We start from the raw sequence: 16,277 nt of genomic DNA, 5'->3' as shown, positions 1-16,277 counted from the left end.
GGCACCACCCGTAAGGGTGAAAGGCCGCGATTCCCGGCTTGGGAGGTTGTGCGACGGGTGCCTTCGGTGCTCACCGGCGCTTTGCGGAGCGCGACGGCGCCCGCCCGGCGGCCACGCCCGCAAGCTGATGTGGTGTCAGCTCTTGGGGGTGGCCGGCGCGGCGACGGCCGCCAGCGCCTTCCGCATCACGTCCGGCTTGTTGGTGATGATGCCGTCGGCGCCTTCCCGGGTCAGCCGTACCGCGGTCCGCGGGTCGTTGACGATCCAGGCGAAGGCACGCATCGGCCGGCCGTGCGGCCCGCGCACCGCGTGGACGGCGGCGAAGTAGCCGGGTGGCACCCGGTTGCCGTCCGGGTTGATCTGGTCGGCGAAGGCCGCGTCCCGCTTCAGTTCGGACACCGGGGGGTTGCCCAGCAGGCCGGTGGTGACCTGGGGCAGCAGCCGGTGGAAGGCGGCCAGCGAGGTCGCCGAGAAGCTCTGCACGATCAGCCGCCGGGCCACGTGGTCCTGGTCGAGCCAGCCGTCGCGGCGCAGCGTGTCCGCGATCTGCCGCTCGATCCCGGGGTAGCGCCGCGGTTCCTTGATCTCCAGCAGCAGGTTCTGCCGGTTGCGTTCCACCCGGGCGAGGTAGCGGTCCAGGGTCGGCACCCGTTCGCCGGCGTACCGCGAGGAGAACCAGCTGCCCGCGTCGAGCTTCTCGATCTGCGCCAGGGTGAGGTCCGAGACGTTCCACGGCGCCCGGTCCGGATAGACCTGCCGCGCGTCGGTGGTCCGGGCGAGCGTCGCGTCGTGGATGACCACGAGGTGGCCGTCCTTGGTGCGCTGGACGTCGTTCTCCACCCAGGTGACCCCGAGCTGCCGGGCCATGTCGATCGAGGCCAGGGTGTTCTCCGGGGCGTAGGCGCAGGCGCCCCGGTGGCCCAGGACGATCGCCGAGGGGCGGGCGTCCGCCGCCGGGGCCTGACTCGCCCGGTGGACGCCCGGCGCCTGGCAGGCCACCCCGGCCAGGGCCAGCGTGGTGGCCGCGACGGCGACGCCGCCCTTGGCCGCGACGGGACGGGGACGCAGGCGCATGGGACCTCCCGGGACGGTGGAACGCACATCCGTCACCGGCACCTCGTGGTGTCCCGGTGACCGGCCCTGGCGATCCTACGGCCGCCGCACCGGGCCCGCCGCCCGGCCGGTCCCGCCCGGCCGCCGGATCACCCGTCCGTCCCACCGCCGGTGGTGGAGCGGCGCGGCCGGAGGGGCGTCGCGCCCGCCTCCGGCCGCGCCGGTCTCAGCTCGCGGTGCAGCTGAGCGTGGGAGCCGGGTTGGCACCCGAGTAGGTGGCCTGCAACCCGAAGGAGGTGTTGCCGCCGGGGGCGATCACCGCGTCGTAGCTCTGGGCGCTCGCCGTCACCGACGCCCCGGTCTGGGTGTAGGCGGCGTTCCAGGCGTTGGTGACCTTCTGGTCGCCGCCCCAGGTCCAGGTCACCGTCCACGACTTCGTGGGCGTCTGGCCGGTGTTGGTGACCGTGACGTTCGCGGTGAAGCCGGAACCCCAGTCGCTGGCGACGGTGTACGCCGCCCGGCAGCCGGAACCGGTGCCGCCCCCGCCGCCGCTCGCCGTGGTCGCGGTGACCGCGGCGGAGGCCGGGGAGACGTTGTCGGCCGCGTCGAACGCTGTGACGGTGTAGGTGTAGGAGGTGGCCGCGGACAGACCGGTGTCGGTGTACGAGGTGCCGGTCACGGTGGCCGCCAGGGTGGTGCCGCGGTATACGCGGTATCCGGTGACGCCGACATTGTCGGTGGCCGGCGACCACGACAGCGACACGCTGGAGGCGGTGGTGCCGGTGACGGTCAGCCCGGTGGGCGCGGTCGGCGGGGTGGTGTCACCGGTGCCGCCGGTGGAGCCGATCGCCGGGTAGGCGTTGCTCACCAACTGCTGGAACTGCGCCGGGAACCACTGCCCGGCCGGGACGTCGTAGCCGGGGATGGCGCCCGTGGGGTAGGTGCCGCCGTTGCCGTCGGTCTGGGTGCCGGCCGGGTCGCAGTGCGGGTCGCCGTGGCTGTGCGTGGCGGTGGGGTAGTCGCCGTCGGACTCGCCCGGCGGCTTGATCCACACGAAGCCGATGATGTGGCTGTCGGCGCCGTACGGCTGGACCTGCGGACGGGCACCGAGGCCGGCCCCGTCGACGTTGCACCAGTCACCGCGGAACGGGCGCTTGTCGACACGGTTGGCGTTGACGTAGTCGGTGGCGTTGCCCGGGGTGGGGTCGAGCGCGGCCGGGCGTCCGGGGCCGCCCCAGCCGTTGCGGGAGGTGTCGATCAGGAACCCGATCCGGGCCGGGAACCCGGCCGACACCAGCGTCGAGTACATGGCGTTGTCGTAGCCGTACTCGTCGAAGTAGGGGTTCCACTGGTAGAAGTTGACCGCCTTGAGCGCGGTGCCGCCGACGGTGAGGTCGGGGTCGGTCAGGAACGGCTCGCGCAGCGGTGTGTAGTTGGCGGTGTCGCTGATGAAGCCGTCCACGCTGTCGTACCCGGCCTTGGTCGCGGAGACCACCTTGACGTACTCCCGCGCGGCCGGGCCCATGTTGCTCGACCAGCCGAGCCAGGCCGAGTGGGCGATGTCGAGGTAGGTGTAGACGTTGGGGACGGGGTGGAGCTTGTCGAGCGCGTACTCGATGCCCTGCTCGTAGTAGGGGGTCGCGGCGGCGCAGGCGGGCTTGCTCTGGTTGGTGACGGCGTTGGGCAGCGAGTCCGGCTCGATCACCGCGGCGACCCGCAGGTCGGCGTAGGCCGGATCGCCGACGATGGCGGCGATCGGGTCGATGTACTGGGACTCGTACTGCGCCAGCCCCGCCGCGGTGGCGGGCAGTTCGCCGTTGGAGGCCAGCGCGGCGCAGTCCCGGCCGGGCAGGTCGTAGACGACCAGCTCGACCAGTACCGGCGAGCCGGAGCTCTTCGCCTGGGCCTCGGCGGCGTCCAGGTGGGCCCGCAGGCCGCGGTGGGTGCCGTCACCGGCGATCGCGGCGATGTGGTCCAGCCAGATGGCGGTCGGGTAGTCCGCCACCTTCGCCTCCGCGGCGCCGAGGCTGCCGCCGTCGGCCGCCGCCTGGGCCTTGACCTCGGCGACGTAGTCGGGGTTGAGGTAACTCGTCGCGCCCACGTAGGGGTTGGCCACGTGGACCGTACCGGCGTGGGCCGGCTGGGACGCGACGACGGGTAGGAGCGCCGCGGTACCCAGCACGGCCGCCGTAGCGGCTGCTCTGAGCCGACGCATGAGGGGATGCGGCACTGCCGATCCTTTCGCTGGTCGGTCGGTGGATGCGGTGCGTGGTGGTGCGGTGGGACGGCGCCGGTTGGGAGCGCTCCCACGCCTGCCGCGGCGGAACCGCCCGCCTGGTGGGGCGGTACGGTTCGCTGCGGGGCGGCGGCGACGTGCGGCGGCGGGGGCCGCCGGCTACGGGCACCGGGTCACCGGTGTCGGCGACGCGCTGTCATCTGACACCGCATCACATCAAGCCAGCGCCCCGGTGCCGCGTCAAGGGGCCCGGATGCGTTCACTTCCTGAAGGAGGTTGGGCGGGGGAGCGGAGCGGTCAGGCGGACTCCCGCACCACCAGCTCGGTGCTGAGCACCACCTGGCGGCGGGCGGCCGAGCGGTCGGCGATCTCGTCCAGCAGCACCCGGGCCATGGTGCTGCCCATGGCGTGGATCGGCTGCCGCACGCTGGTCAGCGGTGGCTCGGTGTGCCGGGCCACCGCCGAGTCGTCGAAGCCGACCAGGGCCACGTCGTCGGGGACCCGGCGACCGGCCTCGCGCAGCGCCCGCAGCGCCCCGGCCGCCATCAGGTCGGAGGCGGCGAAGACGGCGTCCACCTCGGGGCGGCGCTCCAGCAGCAGCCGCATCGCCCGGGTGCCGCTCTCCTCGGTGAAGTCCCCGGCGGCCACCAGGCCGTGCCCCGGGCGGTCCACCGGCAGCCCGGCCTCCCGCAGCGCGTCGGCGTACCCCTGGAACCGGCAGGAGGCCACGTACATGTCGCCCGGGCCGGTGATGGTGGCGATCGTCCGGCGCCCCCGCGCCACCAGGTGGGCCACGGCCGCGCGGGCGCCGCCGACGTTGTCCGAGTCGACGTAGCTGACCCGTTCCCGGCCGGAGCGGCGGCCGTTGAGCACGGCCGGCATCTCGATGCGTTCCAGCAGGTCGGGCAGGGGGTCGTCCTCGTGCACCGAGACCAGCAGCACGCCGTCGACCCGGTGCGAGGTGAGGAACTGGGCGAGCCGCTGGCGCTCCTTGGGGGTGCGGATCAAGGTGAGCAGCAACTGCGTGTCGGTTTCGGCGAGTTCGGCGCCGACACCGCGGATGATGTCGGAGAAGTACGGCTCCGACAGCTTGCTCTCGGACTCGGGGATGACCAGCGCGATGGCGTCGTTGCGGTGGCCGGCCAGCGCCCGGGCGGCCCGGTCCGGCACGTAGCCCAGCTCGGCGATGACCCGTTCCACCGCCGCCTTGGTCTTGGGGCTGACCCGCCCGGAGCCGTTGATGACCCGGGAGACGGTGCCCCGGCCCACCCCGGCCAGGGAGGCCACCTCCTCCAGGGTCGGCCCCCGCATCCGCCGTCCGTTCGCCGTCATCGTCGCCTCCCGGCTGTCGTGCTCCACTGCCCGGTCCCTCCGTCGGCGGCGTGCCCCGGTCGTCCGCCGGGCGACTCCGCTCCCTTGACATCCTCCCGGAGACCGGAGAGTCTTCGACTCACGTCGGCTGGGAGCGCTCCCACAGTAGCCGACACTTCACTTGTCACATGTCACCGAACTGTGAACCACCGCGCACCGCCGTCCAGCCGCAGCTTCTCGCGCCCAACCGCGCGCCAGCCAGTCGCCATTCAGGAGGGCTCCGCCATGTCCACCTCCCGTCCGCACCCTCACCGGCCACGCCGCCGCCTGCCGGTGGTGGCCGCCGCCGCGGCGCTCGCCGCCGGTCTGCTCGCCGGATGCTCCGACGGCCCGGGGGAGACGTCCGCCTCCTCCGGGACCATCACCTTGAAGGTCGGTGACTTCGGGACGTTCGGCTACAACGACAAGGGCGCGGGCCTCTTTGCCGAATACATGAAGCTCCACCCCGATATCAAGATCGTCGAGGACAACAACTCCAACGAGCAGAACTACTGGAACGCCACCCAGGCCCACCTCGCGGCCGGTTCCGGCGCCGCCGACATCCAGGCGTTCGACATCTCGCGCATGGGCCAGGTGACCACCACGCTGGCCGGGAAGTTCGCCGACCTGTCCAAGGTGTCCGGGGTCGACCCGTCCTCGTGGGCACCGGTGAAGTGGGCGCAGGGCAAGGCCGCGGACGGCAAGGTGGTGGGCCTCGGCACCGACCTGGGGCCGGAGGCGGTCTGCTACAACACCAAGCTGTTCAAGGCCGCCGGGCTGCCCACCGACCCCGCCGCGGTCGGCGCGCTGTGGACCGGAAGCTGGGACACCTTCGTCAACGTGGTGGGCAAGCGCTACCAGCAGCACGCCCCCAAGGGCACCTACTTCCTGGACAGCGGCGAGGGCCTGTTCAACAGCGTGGTGGGCAGCGGCGCCCAGCAGTACTACGACACCTCCGGCAATCCGGTGTACGAGACCAACCCGGCGGTGAAGGCCGCCTGGCGGCTGGCCGGGCAGGCGGTGGCGGCTGGCGAGACCGGCGGCATCGCGCAGTTCTCCACGCAGTGGTCGGCCGGTTTCTCCGGCAACACCTTCGCCACCACCATCTGCCCCGCCTGGCAGATGGCCAACATCGTCAACGACGCCGGGCCCAAGAACTCCGGGGTGTGGAACGTGGCCACCGCCCCGCAGGCCTCCGACTGGGGCGGCTCCTACCTGACCGTCCCCGCCCAGGGCAGGCACGTGGCCGAGGCCGAGGCACTGGTGCGCTGGCTGACCGACGCCCCGCAGGAGGCCAAGGTCTTCGCCACCCCCAACGTCGGCAACTTCCCGTCCAACGTCAAGGCCTACCCGCTGCCCCAAGTCGCCGGCGCCAAGAACGCCTTCCTGTCCGGCGCCCCCATCGGCCGGATCTTCTCCGAGGCCGCGCGGAAGATCCCGGCCGCCCCGATCGGCCGCTACGACGGCGTCATCCGCAACGACATGGGCAACGGCGTGCTGCTGATGGAACAGCGCCACCAGAGCCCTGACCAGGCGTGGCAGGCCACCATGACGCAGATCCGGACGGACACCACCGGCTGACCCGGCGCGCGCGGCACCGGGACCCGACACCACCGCGGCGTCCCGGCCGCCCCCGCGCAGGCAACCGCACCGACCCCGCCCAAGGAGAACGCCGTGGCCGTGTCCGCCACCGCCGCCCGGGGGAGCGGGCCCCAGCCCCCGCCCCCGGCCGGCCCCGCACCGCACCACCCGCCACCGCCCGCCCGCCCCACCTGGCGCGGCCGGCTCTACCGGCTCGACGTACGCCTCACCCCCTACCTGTTCGTCGCCCCCTTCTTCCTGCTCTTCGCCGCCTTCGGGGTCTTCCCGCTGGTGTGGACCGGCTGGACCTCGCTGCACTCCGTCAGCACGCTGGCCCCCAACGAGATGACCTGGACCGGGCTGGACAACTACACCTCGCTCCTGCACGACCAGGTCTTCCTCAAGTCGCTGCGCAACACCTTCACCATCGGTGTGCTCTCCGCGGTGCCGCAGCTCCTGGCCGCCATCGGACTGGCCCACCTGCTCAACTACCGGCTGCGCGGCCGGGCGTTCTTCCGGGTGGCGCTGCTCGCCCCCTACGCCACCTCGGTGGCCGCCGCGGCGCTGATCTTCCAGTTCATCTTCCAGCAGGACGACGCCGGCTTCGTCAACTGGGTGCTGCACTGGTTCGGGGTGCCCCCGGTCGCCTGGCAGGCGGGGTCGTGGAGTTCACAACTGGCCGTCTCCGCCATCGTCATCTGGCGGTGGACCGGCTACAACACCCTGATCTACCTCGCCGCCATGCAGGCCGTCCCGCAGGAGCTGTACGAGGCGGCGTCGATCGACGGGGCCAACTGCTGGCAGCAGTTCCGCCGGGTGACCGTGCCGGCGCTGCGGCCCACCATCCTCTTCACCGCGATCATCTCGGCCATCGGCTCGCTCCAACTCTTCGGCGAGCCCTATCTGTTCGGCGGCAGCCAGCTCGGCATCAACGGCGGCCCGGACAACCAGTACTCCACCCTCGCGCTCTACGTCTACCGGCTCGCCTTCAGCTCCGAGCACCTGGGCCGGGCCGCCGCCGTCGCATGGGTGATCTTCTTCCTCGCGGTGCTGATCGGCGCCGCCAACGCGGTGGCCGTCCGGCTGCGGCGCGGCAGGGCGGGAGGACGGACATGACGAGCCTGCGCCTGGGCGTACGGGCCGGACGGCAACGGCACGGCGGACCGCTGGCGTATCTGGTGCTGACCGTGGTGGCGGTGGCCTCGCTGTTCCCCCTGTACTTCGCGGTGGTGGCCGCCTCCACCTCGCAGAGCCGGATCGCCCAGAGCCCGCCGCCGCTGGTGCCCGGCGGCAACCTGCTGCGCAACCTGCGGGCGGTGTGGAACTACAACGGACCCGGTGCCCATTCCCTCGGCCTGGCGCTGGTCAACTCGGTGATCGTGGCCGGCGCGGTGACCGCGGCCACCGTGCTCTTCGCCACCTTCGCCGGCTTCGCCTTCGCCAAGCTGCGCTTCACCGGACGCAACGTGCTGCTGACGCTGGTGGTCGCCACCATCGCGGTGCCGCCGCAGCTCAGCGTCCTGCCGCTGTTCCAGCTGATCTCCGGGCTGCACTGGACCGACCACCTCCAGGCGGTGATCCTGCCCGGCCTGGTGACCGCGTTCGGTGTCTTCTTCATGCGCCAGTACCTGAGCGAGGCGCTCCCCACCGAACTGCTGGAGGCCGCCCGCACCGACGGCGCCAACTCGCTGCGCATCGTGTGGCACGTGGTCTTCCCCGCCGCCCGTCCCGCCATGGCGGTGCTCGGCATGCTCACCTTCGTCCAGGCGTGGAACGACTTCCTGTGGCCGCTGATCGCCCTCACCCCGACCGGCAACCCGACGTTGCAGGTGGCGCTGGCCGGCATCGGCGGCGGATACAACATCAACGAGGCGGTGATCATGGCCGGCGCGGTGATCGCCACGGTGCCGCTGCTGGTGGCGTTCGCGCTCTTCGGCAAGCAGATCGTCGGCGGTGTGATGCAGGGGGCGGTGAAGGGATGAGCCAGGCGACCCCGTCCGCCCCGCGCCGCCCGGCCTCGCGTACCTCCCGCCGCCCGACCCCGCACGATTGGGAGCCATCGATGACCGAACCCGCCCGCGACCCCGGAACCCTGCGGTTCCCCACCGGATTCCTGTGGGGGACGGCGACCTCGGCCTACCAGATCGAGGGCGCGGTGCGCGAGGACGGCCGCACCCCGTCGATCTGGGACACCTTCAGCCACCGCCCGGCCACCGTGACCGGCGGCGACACCGGGGACGAGGCGGTGGACCACTACCACCACCGGGCCGAGGACGTGGCGCTGATGGCCGGCCTCGGGGTGGGCGCCTACCGGTTCTCCGTCTCGTGGCCCCGGGTGCAGCCCACCGGGCGCGGCCCCGCCGTACAGCGCGGCCTGGACTTCTACCGTGCCCTCGTCGACGACCTGCTGGCGCACGGCATCCAGCCGGCGCTCACCCTCTACCACTGGGACCTGCCGCAGGAGCTGGAGGACGCCGGCGGCTGGCCGCACCGGGACACCGCGTACCGCTTCGCCGAGTACGCGGCCCTGGTCGGCGCCGCCCTGGGCGACCGGGTGCCGCTGTGGTCCACCCTCAACGAGCCGTGGTGCAGCGCCTTCCTGGGCTACGGCTCCGGGGTGCACGCGCCCGGCCGCACCGAACCGGCCGCCGCGCTCGCCGCCGCCCACCACCTCAACCTCGCGCACGGCCTCGCGGTGAGCGCGCTGCGCGCCGTGCTGCCGGGGCACGCCGGGGTCTCGGTCTGCCTCAACCCCCATCTGGTGCGCGCCGCCTCGAACGACCCGGCCGACCTGGACGCCGCCCGGCGCATCGACGCGCTGGGCACCCGCGTCTTCACCGGTCCCATGCTGCACGGCCGCTACCCGGCGGACCTCGTCGAGGACACCGCGTCGGTCACCGACTGGTCCTTCGTGCGCGACGGCGACGAACGCGCCGTCCATCAGCCGCTCGACGCGCTCGGCGTCAACTACTACACCCCGACCCTGGTCGCCGCCGCCCCCGACGGACGGCCCGCGCAGCGCGCCGACGGACACGGCTCCACCACGCATTCGCCCTGGCCAGGGGCGGACCGGGTGGACTTCCGGCGGCCGGACGGGGAGCGCACCGCCATGGGCTGGGCGATCGACGCCTCGGGCCTGTACGACCTGCTGATGCGGCTGAGCGCCGACCATCCGGGGCTGCCGCTGCTGATCACGGAGAACGGCGCCGCCTTCGACGACCAACCCGACGCGTCCGGAATGGTGCACGATCCCGACCGGATCCGCTACATTCACGATCACCTCGCCGCGGCGCACCGGGCGATCAGCGATGGTGCCCCGGTCCGGGGCTACTTCGTGTGGTCGCTGCTGGACAACTTCGAGTGGTCCCACGGCTACGGGAAGCGTTTCGGGCTGGTGCGGGTGGACCGTGCCACGCAGGTGCGCACCCCCAAGTCGAGCGCGCGCTGGTACGCCGAGGTCGCGCGCACCGGGGAGTTGCCGCCGGCCGGGTAGCCCGCCGGGGCCGCCGCGGCCGTCCGGCGGGAATGTCGCATTCCTTTACTTCACAGAAACTGGATTTCCAAGGTCCCGTTCTGTGTGGACCTTGTGTCTGCTGGGTCCGATTAGCCGGACAGGGTCCAAAGAGGCGCGGGTGAGGGCGGAAATTGCGCCCTGACCCGCGCCTACCTGCGATGCGGCGGCAGGGAAGGTAACTATTCAGACACGGGATCTTTGCAGAGCACTTAACTCTCCCTACTCTGAGGCAACTCTCAATCTCATCCCATTTTTCGAGAGGCCCTCATGGCTAGCGTTGACCAGTACGCCCCGCAGACGGCACGTGATCCCAGCACCCTGCGCCGCGATGTCGGTCTGATCGGATTGATGTGGGCGTCCGTCGGATCCATCATCGGCTCCGGCTGGCTGTACGGCGCCAAGAACGCCGTCGTCGTGGCGGGACCGGCCGCCATCATCTCCTGGGGCATCGGTGCCGTGGCGATCGTGCTGCTCGCCCTGGTCCACGCCGAACTCGGCGGCCTCTTCCCGGTGGCCGGCGGCACCGCCCGCTACCCGCACTACGCCTTCGGCGGCCTGGCCGGCATGTCCTTCGGCTGGTTCTCCTGGCTCCAGGCGGCCACCGTGGCCCCGATCGAGGTCGAGGCCATGATCGGCTACGCCGGTCACTGGCACTGGGCCCAGGGCCTCCAGCACAAGGACTCCACGCTGACCATCAGCGGCTTCGTCGTCGCAGTCGTGCTGATGGCCGTCTTCGTGGCGGTGAACTTCCTCGGCGTCCGGCTGCTCGCCCACACCAACAGCGCCGCCACCTGGTGGAAGGTGGCCGTGCCGCTCTTCACCATCTTCGTGCTCGCCGCCACCCACTTCCACGGCAGCAACTTCACCTCGCACGGCTTCGCCCCGTTCGGCGTCAAGGGCATCCTCGGAGCGATCAGCACCAGCGGCATCATCTTCGCCCTGCTCGGCTTCGAGCAGGCGATCCAGCTCTCCGGGGAGAGCCGCAACCCCAAGCGCGACATCCCGCGCGCCACGCTCGGCTCGGTCGCCATCGGCGCCCTGATCTACCTGCTGCTCCAGGTCGTCTTCATCGGCGCGCTGCCCGGCGCCTCGTTCGCCAAGGGCTGGGCCAACCTCGACTTCGCCGGCATCAGCGGCCCGTTCGCGGGTCTGGCGACCCTGGTCGGCCTCGGCTGGCTCGGCGTCGTCCTCTACGTCGACGCGGTGATCTCCCCCGGCGGCACCGGCCTGATCTACACCACCTCCACCTCGCGCATCTCCTACGGCCTGAGCAAGAACGGCTACGCGCCCAAGCTCTTCGAGAGCACCGACAAGCGCGGCGTGCCGTGGTTCGGCCTGATCATCTCGTTCGTCACCGGCGTCGTCTGCTTCCTGCCCTTCCCGAGCTGGCAGCAGCTGGTCAGCTTCATCACCTCGGCGAGCGTGCTGATGTACGCCGGTGCCCCGCTCGCCTTCGGCGTGTTGCGGGACCGGCTGCCGGAGCGGGCGCGCCCCTACCGGCTGCCCGGCGGCTCGTGGATATCCCCGGTCTCCTTCGTCATCTCCAGCTTCATCATCTACTGGTCCGGCTGGGGCACCCTGTGGCGCCTGGGCATCGCCATCGTCCTCGGCTACCTGCTGCTGGGCGGGTACGCCACCTACGCGCACCGCAAGGGGCTGCCGCAGGCGCCCCGGCTGGACTGGAAGGCCGCCCAGTGGCTGCCGGTCTACCTGATCGGCATGGGCGTCATCTCCTGGCAGGGCGGCTTCGGCGACGGCTCCAAGGGCAACCTGCCGCTGTGGTGGGACATGGCCGTGATCGCGGTCTTCTCGCTGGGCATCTACTACTGGGCCCGGGCCACCGCGCTGCCCGCCCCGGAGATCGAGCGGAACATCGCCGACGTCACCGTGGTCGACGAGGGCGGCCACTGACCGGATCCGATCGACGGACCCAGCCGAACAGGGCACCGGCCCGGCCGACATCAGTCGGCCGGGCCGGTGCCCTGTGTGCGCCCTGGCCGCTTCCCGGCCGGTCGGCGGTCCGCCGGCGGGCTAGAAGAAGCCGCCGTCGTCGTCGGTGACGACGGTGTCGTACTCGTCGCCCTCGTAGTAGTTGTTCTCCACGATCGTGGTGTTCTCGATCACCTGCGGCTCGTGGTCGTCCAGCATCTCGTTGAGGAGCGCGCCGGCCGCCAGCCCCGCCACGCCCGCGCCGACCACGGCCGCGGTGCTGTGCCCGGGCCGCTGCGGGTAACCGGGCTGGGCGTAGCCGCCGGACGGCTGGGCGTAACCCTGCTGAGGGTAGCCGGGCTGCGGGTAACCGGCGGTGGGCTGCGGGTAACCGGCCGCGGCGCCCTGCGGCATGTAGAACGGCGGCGGGGTGGTCTGCACCCGCTGCGCGCACGGCCCGCACGCCTGGATCGGCCGGGAGACGCCCCACTGCGGGGCCCACATCACGCTGACGCTGCCCGGAGCGTGGGAAGGATCGAAGAAGCAGGTCACTGGTACCCCCTGAAGGTCCCGTTGTTCGCACGCCCCACCGCGGTGCGGCGCTGTCGCCCCGAGCATGATCCACTCACGGGGCCGAGCCAAGCGTACCCGTGGCCGCGCCGGGCCCGCCGTCACACCCAGCGCGCGGTGAGGCGGTCGCCCATGTCACCCAGCGGCGTGCCCAGTTCGGCACAGGCCGAGGTGAGCCGGTCGCGCATCCAGGCGTACTCGGCGCCCACCGCCCGCCGGGTGTGGCAGAAGTCCAGCGCCAGCGGCACCGCGTCGACCCGTCGCACCACCGGGCCGTCCAGCGTCACCAGCCACAGCACCCCGAGGTCGTTGCGGAGCACCGGGTGCACCGCGTAGTCGTCGATGAAGTCCCCGAGGTCGTACAGCACCCGCCGGGTGAAACCGTGCGGTACGTGGGCCGAGTGACCGGCCACCACGGTGGCGCCGGCCGCCAGCAACCCAGGCGCGCAGCGGCGTACGTGGGCCACCGGCCGCGGCGTCATGTTGGGCCCCCAGTGCACGGTGACCACGGCCACGTCGCACCGTTCCCGCAGCGCGGCCACCGCGTCGGTGAGCCACCCCGGCACCCCCGACCACAGATCCGCGTACGCGGTGCCGGGCCGGTCCGGACCGGCCGCGAACTCCTCCGGGTGATCGGTGACGCCCAGCAGCCCGACCCGTACCCCGCCCGCGGTCAGCACCGCCGGGGCCCGCGCGGCGGCCACGTCCGGCCCCGCGCCCACCGCCGCGATCCCCGCCCCGGCCAGCAGCTCACGGGTGTCCGCGAGGGCCTCGGGGCCGAAGTCCAGGGCGTGGTTGTTGGCGAGCGTGACGGCGTCCACCCCGAGCCCGGCCAGCGCGCGCACCGCGCCGGGCGGGGCGCGGAAGAAGAACGGCTTGCCGGGGACGGGGGCCGGGGCGCCGCGGTCGGAGACGCAGCACTCCAGGTTGAGCACGAACAGATCGGCCGCGGCGGCGGCCCGCCCGACCTCGGGCGCGAACAGCGCGTCGGCCCCGCACCGCGCGAGGCGCCCCGCCACCTCGCGGCCGAGCATCGTGTCCCCGGCCAGCGCCAGCCTGACCGTCATCGCGGGCACCACCTCTCCCGTCCCATGGTCCCTCACCCGGCGCCGCGACCCTCGCGCAACCGGGCCGCGCGCAGCACCAGTTCCAGCTCGAAGCGGGCGTCGGGGTCCTGGAGGAGATCGCCGAAGAGGTCGTCGAGCTGCCGCAGCCGGTAACGCACGGTCTGCGGATGGATACCGAGGCGCACCGCGACCTCGTTGGCGTTGCGCCCGCTCTGCAACCAGCACAGCAGGGTCTCCGCGAGCCGGTCGCGATGGGGCGGGCGCACGCTCTGCAACGGGCCCAGATGGCGGGCGGCGAGGGCGTCGGTGAGCGCCTCGTCGCGGAAGAGCAGCATGGTCGCCAGATGCTCGGCGCAGCGCACCACCTGGTCACCGGGGAGGATGCCGCGGCGGGCCAGCACCAGCGCCTCGGTGGCCCAGCGCAGCGACCGGGCGCCCTGCGGCACCGGCACCGTCGGCCCCAGGGCGGCGCGGTGCCCGCGCAGCGCCAGGTCGACGGCGCGGTCCCGGCCGGGGCCGTCCGGATCGGGGACGACCACACAACCGGGACGGGAGTCGAAGCGGGCCAGGAACTCCGGCGGGACCATCGGCGGCGCCGCCTCCGGCTCGCCGGCGTGGTCCACCACGAGCACGGCGATGTCCCTGGGCACCGGCCACTGGGCGGCGTGCGCCAGGTCGCTGACGACCTCCGCGGGCGCGGGCGGTTCGCTGATGAGCATCTCCAGCAGCCGCCGGCGCCGCCGTTGCAGCTCCCCGGCGGCGCGTAATCGGGCCTCGGTGTACCCGGCGGAGGTGGCCTCGGCTATCTCGTCCAGGTGCAGCAGGATCGCCTCACCGAGCGCGGCCAGCACCTCGCGCGGCACCAGTTCGGGGTCGGCCAGCTCGTTGATGCGCCGCCAGGTGACCCGCGCCGCCAGCCGCAGCGCCACCTGGAAGGCGTCCAGGCTGCGCCCCTCGTTGGCCTCCCCGCGGCCGATGCTGCGATAGGTGTCGATCACCGACTCCGAGGCGCCCACCGGCTGCCGCAGCCGCTCCATGAACAAGGTGAGCCCCTGCTCCACCCCGGTGCGCACGGTGCGCGTGTACGTCGGGTCGGCGGGGCGCGCGTACTCCGGGATCTGCGTCTGGATGGCCGCCACGACGTCCTCGGAGACCTGGGGGAGGTACGGCAGGAAGTGGTCGTGGAGCTGGGGCGGTAACCGGCTGAACGGTTCATGGACCGAAAGCTTGCGCTCCGACACCGTGGCTGCCGCTCCTTCCGCGTGGCGGGACCGCTCCGGGCCGTCGACCGTACCGGCCCGTCCGGGCGCGCGCTGCTGACCGGAACGCGGATTGCCCGGCCGCGTCTTGTCACTTTGCTGACAACACGCGGCCGGGGCAAGGCGGCCCGCGCGGCGGATCAGCAGTCGTCGGGCGCCGGTTTGCCGGCGAAGCGGTCGGCGAACCAGCCGACGGCGTCGTTCACCGCCTCCTTGTCGGTGAGCAGGTGGTCACCGGGGTAGGTCTTCCAGGCGGTGGTGATCCCGGCCCGGCAGTACGCTTGCCGGGTGGCGTCCTCGGTGGCGGTGGGGATCACCTCGTCGGCCAGGCCCCGGTACTGGAAGACCGGGAAGGCCACTTCGTGGTCGGCGCCGGAACCGGCCGGGCCCACCCCGACCCCGAGCTTCTGGGCGTCCAGGATCTCGCCCCAGCTGCGTCCGTCGGTGCCGCGCAGCGCGTAGAGCTGGTCGAGGCTGTAACCGGCGGTGCTGTAGCTCTCGATGCGCTGACCGGCGAAGGAGACCACGGTGCCGGCCAGGCAGAGCGACTTGGCCTTGGCCACCGCCGACCGCCCGGTGGAGTTGAGCAGCGAGTCGAACGGCAGCGTCGGGTAGGCCGCCGCGATGCCGATCGCCGCGTCCCCGAGGAACCCGGCGAACGCGCCGCCGTTGAGCGAGGCGGCGACCGTCTTCAGATCGCCCGGCACCCCGCCGGAGGCGTCCCCGGCCACCCGCAGTTCCGGCGCGTAGGAGCCCGCGAGTTGGGCCGCCCACAAACTGGCCGCGCCGCCCTCGGAGTACCCCCACAGCCCCACCCGCGCCTGCGGGTCCAGACCGCTGCCGGGCACGGCGGGCGCGGCCCGGGCGATGTCCAGCAGCGCGTGGGCCGCGTCGGTGCCGGAGACGTACCGATGCGTCTGCCCGCCCAGGTAGCCGGCGCCGTCCGTGGCGGCGACCGCGAACCCCGCCTTGAGCGCCGCGGCGATGTTGTCGCCCTCGTACTCGTCCTGGTACGCGCCGGCCAGCTGCCGGGAGAACGCGCACTGCGGACCCAGGCCCAGCGTGCCGGGGTTGAAGGCGATCACCGGGCGGCTGCCGGCGCCGGTCCACGGCGCGGTGGGCACCGCCACCGTCCCCGAGACGGCCACCGGGCGGCCCGAGTTGTCGGTGGAGGCGTACTGCACCTTCCACGCGGTCATCGGTATGCCGCCGGGCACCTGGGTGAGGGTGACCTGGCGGCAGGCGAGCACGGTGCCCGGTGCCGCCGTGACGGCGTCGGGCGCGGTGTAGATCGCCGCGTCCGGCGCGTCGCAGGTGGTGGCCGCCGGTTCGGCGGCCCGGGCGGTGCCCGCCGCCACCTGGGGCGCGGCGAGCGAGCAGGCGAGCAGGGCCGCGACGGCGGCCACCGTACGGGTGGTGCGGTGCGGTACGGCGGTCCCGTGGTCCGCCGTTGTCTTCTTCCGCTTCGTCTTCACCAGGGCTCGTCCCTTCGCGTTCGGTGCAGCGGGTCCCGCGACCGGTGCGGCGCGCGCACGGCACCGCAGGCCCTCGGACCCGTCGCTTGGCAAGCGGTGACGCTACGAAGCGGCCCGGCGGCGGCCATAGTCCCCGGCGGCACAACCCGGCCGCCTCCGACTGTCGCCGCGACACAACACGGCGCCACCGGCCCGCCGGACGCCCGCCCCGCGGGCGTGTTGTCACCGCGCTGACAGCGGACC

At 72.8% G+C, this 16,277-nt stretch carries 12 protein-coding genes; 5 read left to right on the top strand and 7 right to left on the bottom strand.

Features of this window, described 5'->3' with window-relative positions; genetic code table 11:
• Positions 1-135: 135 nt before the first annotated feature.
• From SCATT_RS00335 to SCATT_RS00325, 3 genes are all read right to left on the bottom strand, one after another.
• The gene (locus SCATT_RS00335; protein ID WP_014140850.1) at positions 136-1,074 is read right to left on the bottom strand and encodes a glycerophosphodiester phosphodiesterase; all 939 of its coding nucleotides are present in this window, start codon (positions 1,072-1,074) and stop codon (positions 136-138) included.
• A 205-nt stretch (positions 1,075-1,279) separates the two neighbouring features.
• Positions 1,280-3,283 (bottom strand): glycoside hydrolase family 6 protein, encoded by a 2,004-nt coding sequence (locus tag SCATT_RS00330; protein ID WP_014140849.1) that lies wholly within the window; start codon positions 3,281-3,283, stop codon positions 1,280-1,282.
• A gap of 303 nt (positions 3,284-3,586) precedes the next feature.
• Entirely contained in the window at positions 3,587-4,621 is a 1,035-nt protein-coding gene (locus SCATT_RS00325; RefSeq protein ID WP_173405665.1) for a LacI family DNA-binding transcriptional regulator, read from the bottom strand.
• 264 nt (positions 4,622-4,885) lie between these two features.
• Here SCATT_RS00325 and SCATT_RS00320 point away from each other — a divergent pair, with 264 nt between their 5' ends.
• From SCATT_RS00320 to SCATT_RS00300, 5 genes are all read left to right on the top strand, one after another.
• On the top strand, positions 4,886-6,220 hold the full coding sequence (locus SCATT_RS00320; RefSeq protein ID WP_014140847.1) for an ABC transporter substrate-binding protein: 1,335 nt from the start codon (positions 4,886-4,888) through the stop codon (positions 6,218-6,220).
• A gap of 93 nt (positions 6,221-6,313) precedes the next feature.
• Positions 6,314-7,336, top strand: coding sequence for a carbohydrate ABC transporter permease (locus SCATT_RS00315; RefSeq protein ID WP_014140846.1), 1,023 nt, complete (start codon positions 6,314-6,316; stop codon positions 7,334-7,336).
• A complete protein-coding gene (locus tag SCATT_RS00310) occupies positions 7,333-8,202 on the top strand; it encodes a carbohydrate ABC transporter permease (RefSeq protein WP_014140845.1) in 870 nt (289 codons plus the stop codon). Before SCATT_RS00315 ends, SCATT_RS00310 begins: the two co-directional genes overlap by 4 nt.
• Before the next feature lie 80 nt (positions 8,203-8,282).
• Positions 8,283-9,713 carry a GH1 family beta-glucosidase gene (locus SCATT_RS00305; RefSeq protein ID WP_014140844.1) on the top strand — a complete coding sequence of 477 codons (1,431 nt, stop codon included), beginning with the start codon at positions 8,283-8,285 and terminating at the stop codon, positions 9,711-9,713.
• A 288-nt stretch (positions 9,714-10,001) separates the two neighbouring features.
• Complete coding sequence (locus tag SCATT_RS00300; RefSeq protein WP_014140843.1) at positions 10,002-11,645, top strand: APC family permease; 1,644 nt, start codon at positions 10,002-10,004, stop codon at positions 11,643-11,645.
• A gap of 120 nt (positions 11,646-11,765) precedes the next feature.
• On the opposite strand, the gene SCATT_RS00295 is transcribed toward SCATT_RS00300, so the two are convergent.
• The 4 genes from SCATT_RS00295 to SCATT_RS00280 all read right to left on the bottom strand — a co-directional run bounded on the left by SCATT_RS00295 (position 11,766) and on the right by SCATT_RS00280 (position 15,965).
• The gene (locus SCATT_RS00295; RefSeq protein ID WP_202446574.1) at positions 11,766-12,167 is read right to left on the bottom strand and encodes a hypothetical protein; all 402 of its coding nucleotides are present in this window, start codon (positions 12,165-12,167) and stop codon (positions 11,766-11,768) included.
• Positions 12,168-12,334: 167 nt separating this feature from the next.
• Positions 12,335-13,300: a CapA family protein gene (locus tag SCATT_RS00290; RefSeq protein ID WP_014140841.1), complete on the bottom strand. Its 966-nt coding sequence runs from the start codon at positions 13,298-13,300 to the stop codon at positions 12,335-12,337.
• Positions 13,301-13,332: 32 nt separating this feature from the next.
• Positions 13,333-14,541 (bottom strand): PucR family transcriptional regulator, encoded by a 1,209-nt coding sequence (locus SCATT_RS00285; protein WP_014140840.1) that lies wholly within the window; start codon positions 14,539-14,541, stop codon positions 13,333-13,335.
• A gap of 158 nt (positions 14,542-14,699) precedes the next feature.
• A complete protein-coding gene (locus SCATT_RS00280) occupies positions 14,700-15,965 on the bottom strand; it encodes a lipase family protein (protein ID WP_456114972.1) in 1,266 nt (421 codons plus the stop codon).
• Positions 15,966-16,277: the final 312 nt, after the last annotated feature.

This window comes from Streptantibioticus cattleyicolor NRRL 8057 = DSM 46488 (assembly GCF_000240165.1).
Taxonomy (GTDB): Bacteria; Actinomycetota; Actinomycetes; order Streptomycetales; family Streptomycetaceae; genus Streptantibioticus; species Streptantibioticus cattleyicolor.
The sequence above is the reverse complement of the archived record's forward strand: the minus strand, read 5'-3'. Positions and strand labels throughout refer to the sequence as shown.

Coding starts and splice junctions, on each gene's coding strand:
- SCATT_RS00335 (WP_014140850.1), bottom strand. CDS start 1,074: ATGCGCCTGCGTCCCCGTCCCGTCGCGGCCAAGGGCGGCGTCGCCGTC.
- SCATT_RS00325 (WP_173405665.1), bottom strand. CDS start 4,621: ATGACGGCGAACGGACGGCGGATGCGGGGGCCGACCCTGGAGGAGGTG.
- SCATT_RS00320 (WP_014140847.1), top strand. CDS start 4,886: ATGTCCACCTCCCGTCCGCACCCTCACCGGCCACGCCGCCGCCTGCCG.
- SCATT_RS00310 (WP_014140845.1), top strand. CDS start 7,333: ATGACGAGCCTGCGCCTGGGCGTACGGGCCGGACGGCAACGGCACGGC.
- SCATT_RS00305 (WP_014140844.1), top strand. CDS start 8,283: ATGACCGAACCCGCCCGCGACCCCGGAACCCTGCGGTTCCCCACCGGA.
- SCATT_RS00300 (WP_014140843.1), top strand. CDS start 10,002: ATGGCTAGCGTTGACCAGTACGCCCCGCAGACGGCACGTGATCCCAGC.
- SCATT_RS00295 (WP_202446574.1), bottom strand. CDS start 12,167: ATGTGGGCCCCGCAGTGGGGCGTCTCCCGGCCGATCCAGGCGTGCGGG.
- SCATT_RS00290 (WP_014140841.1), bottom strand. CDS start 13,300: ATGACGGTCAGGCTGGCGCTGGCCGGGGACACGATGCTCGGCCGCGAG.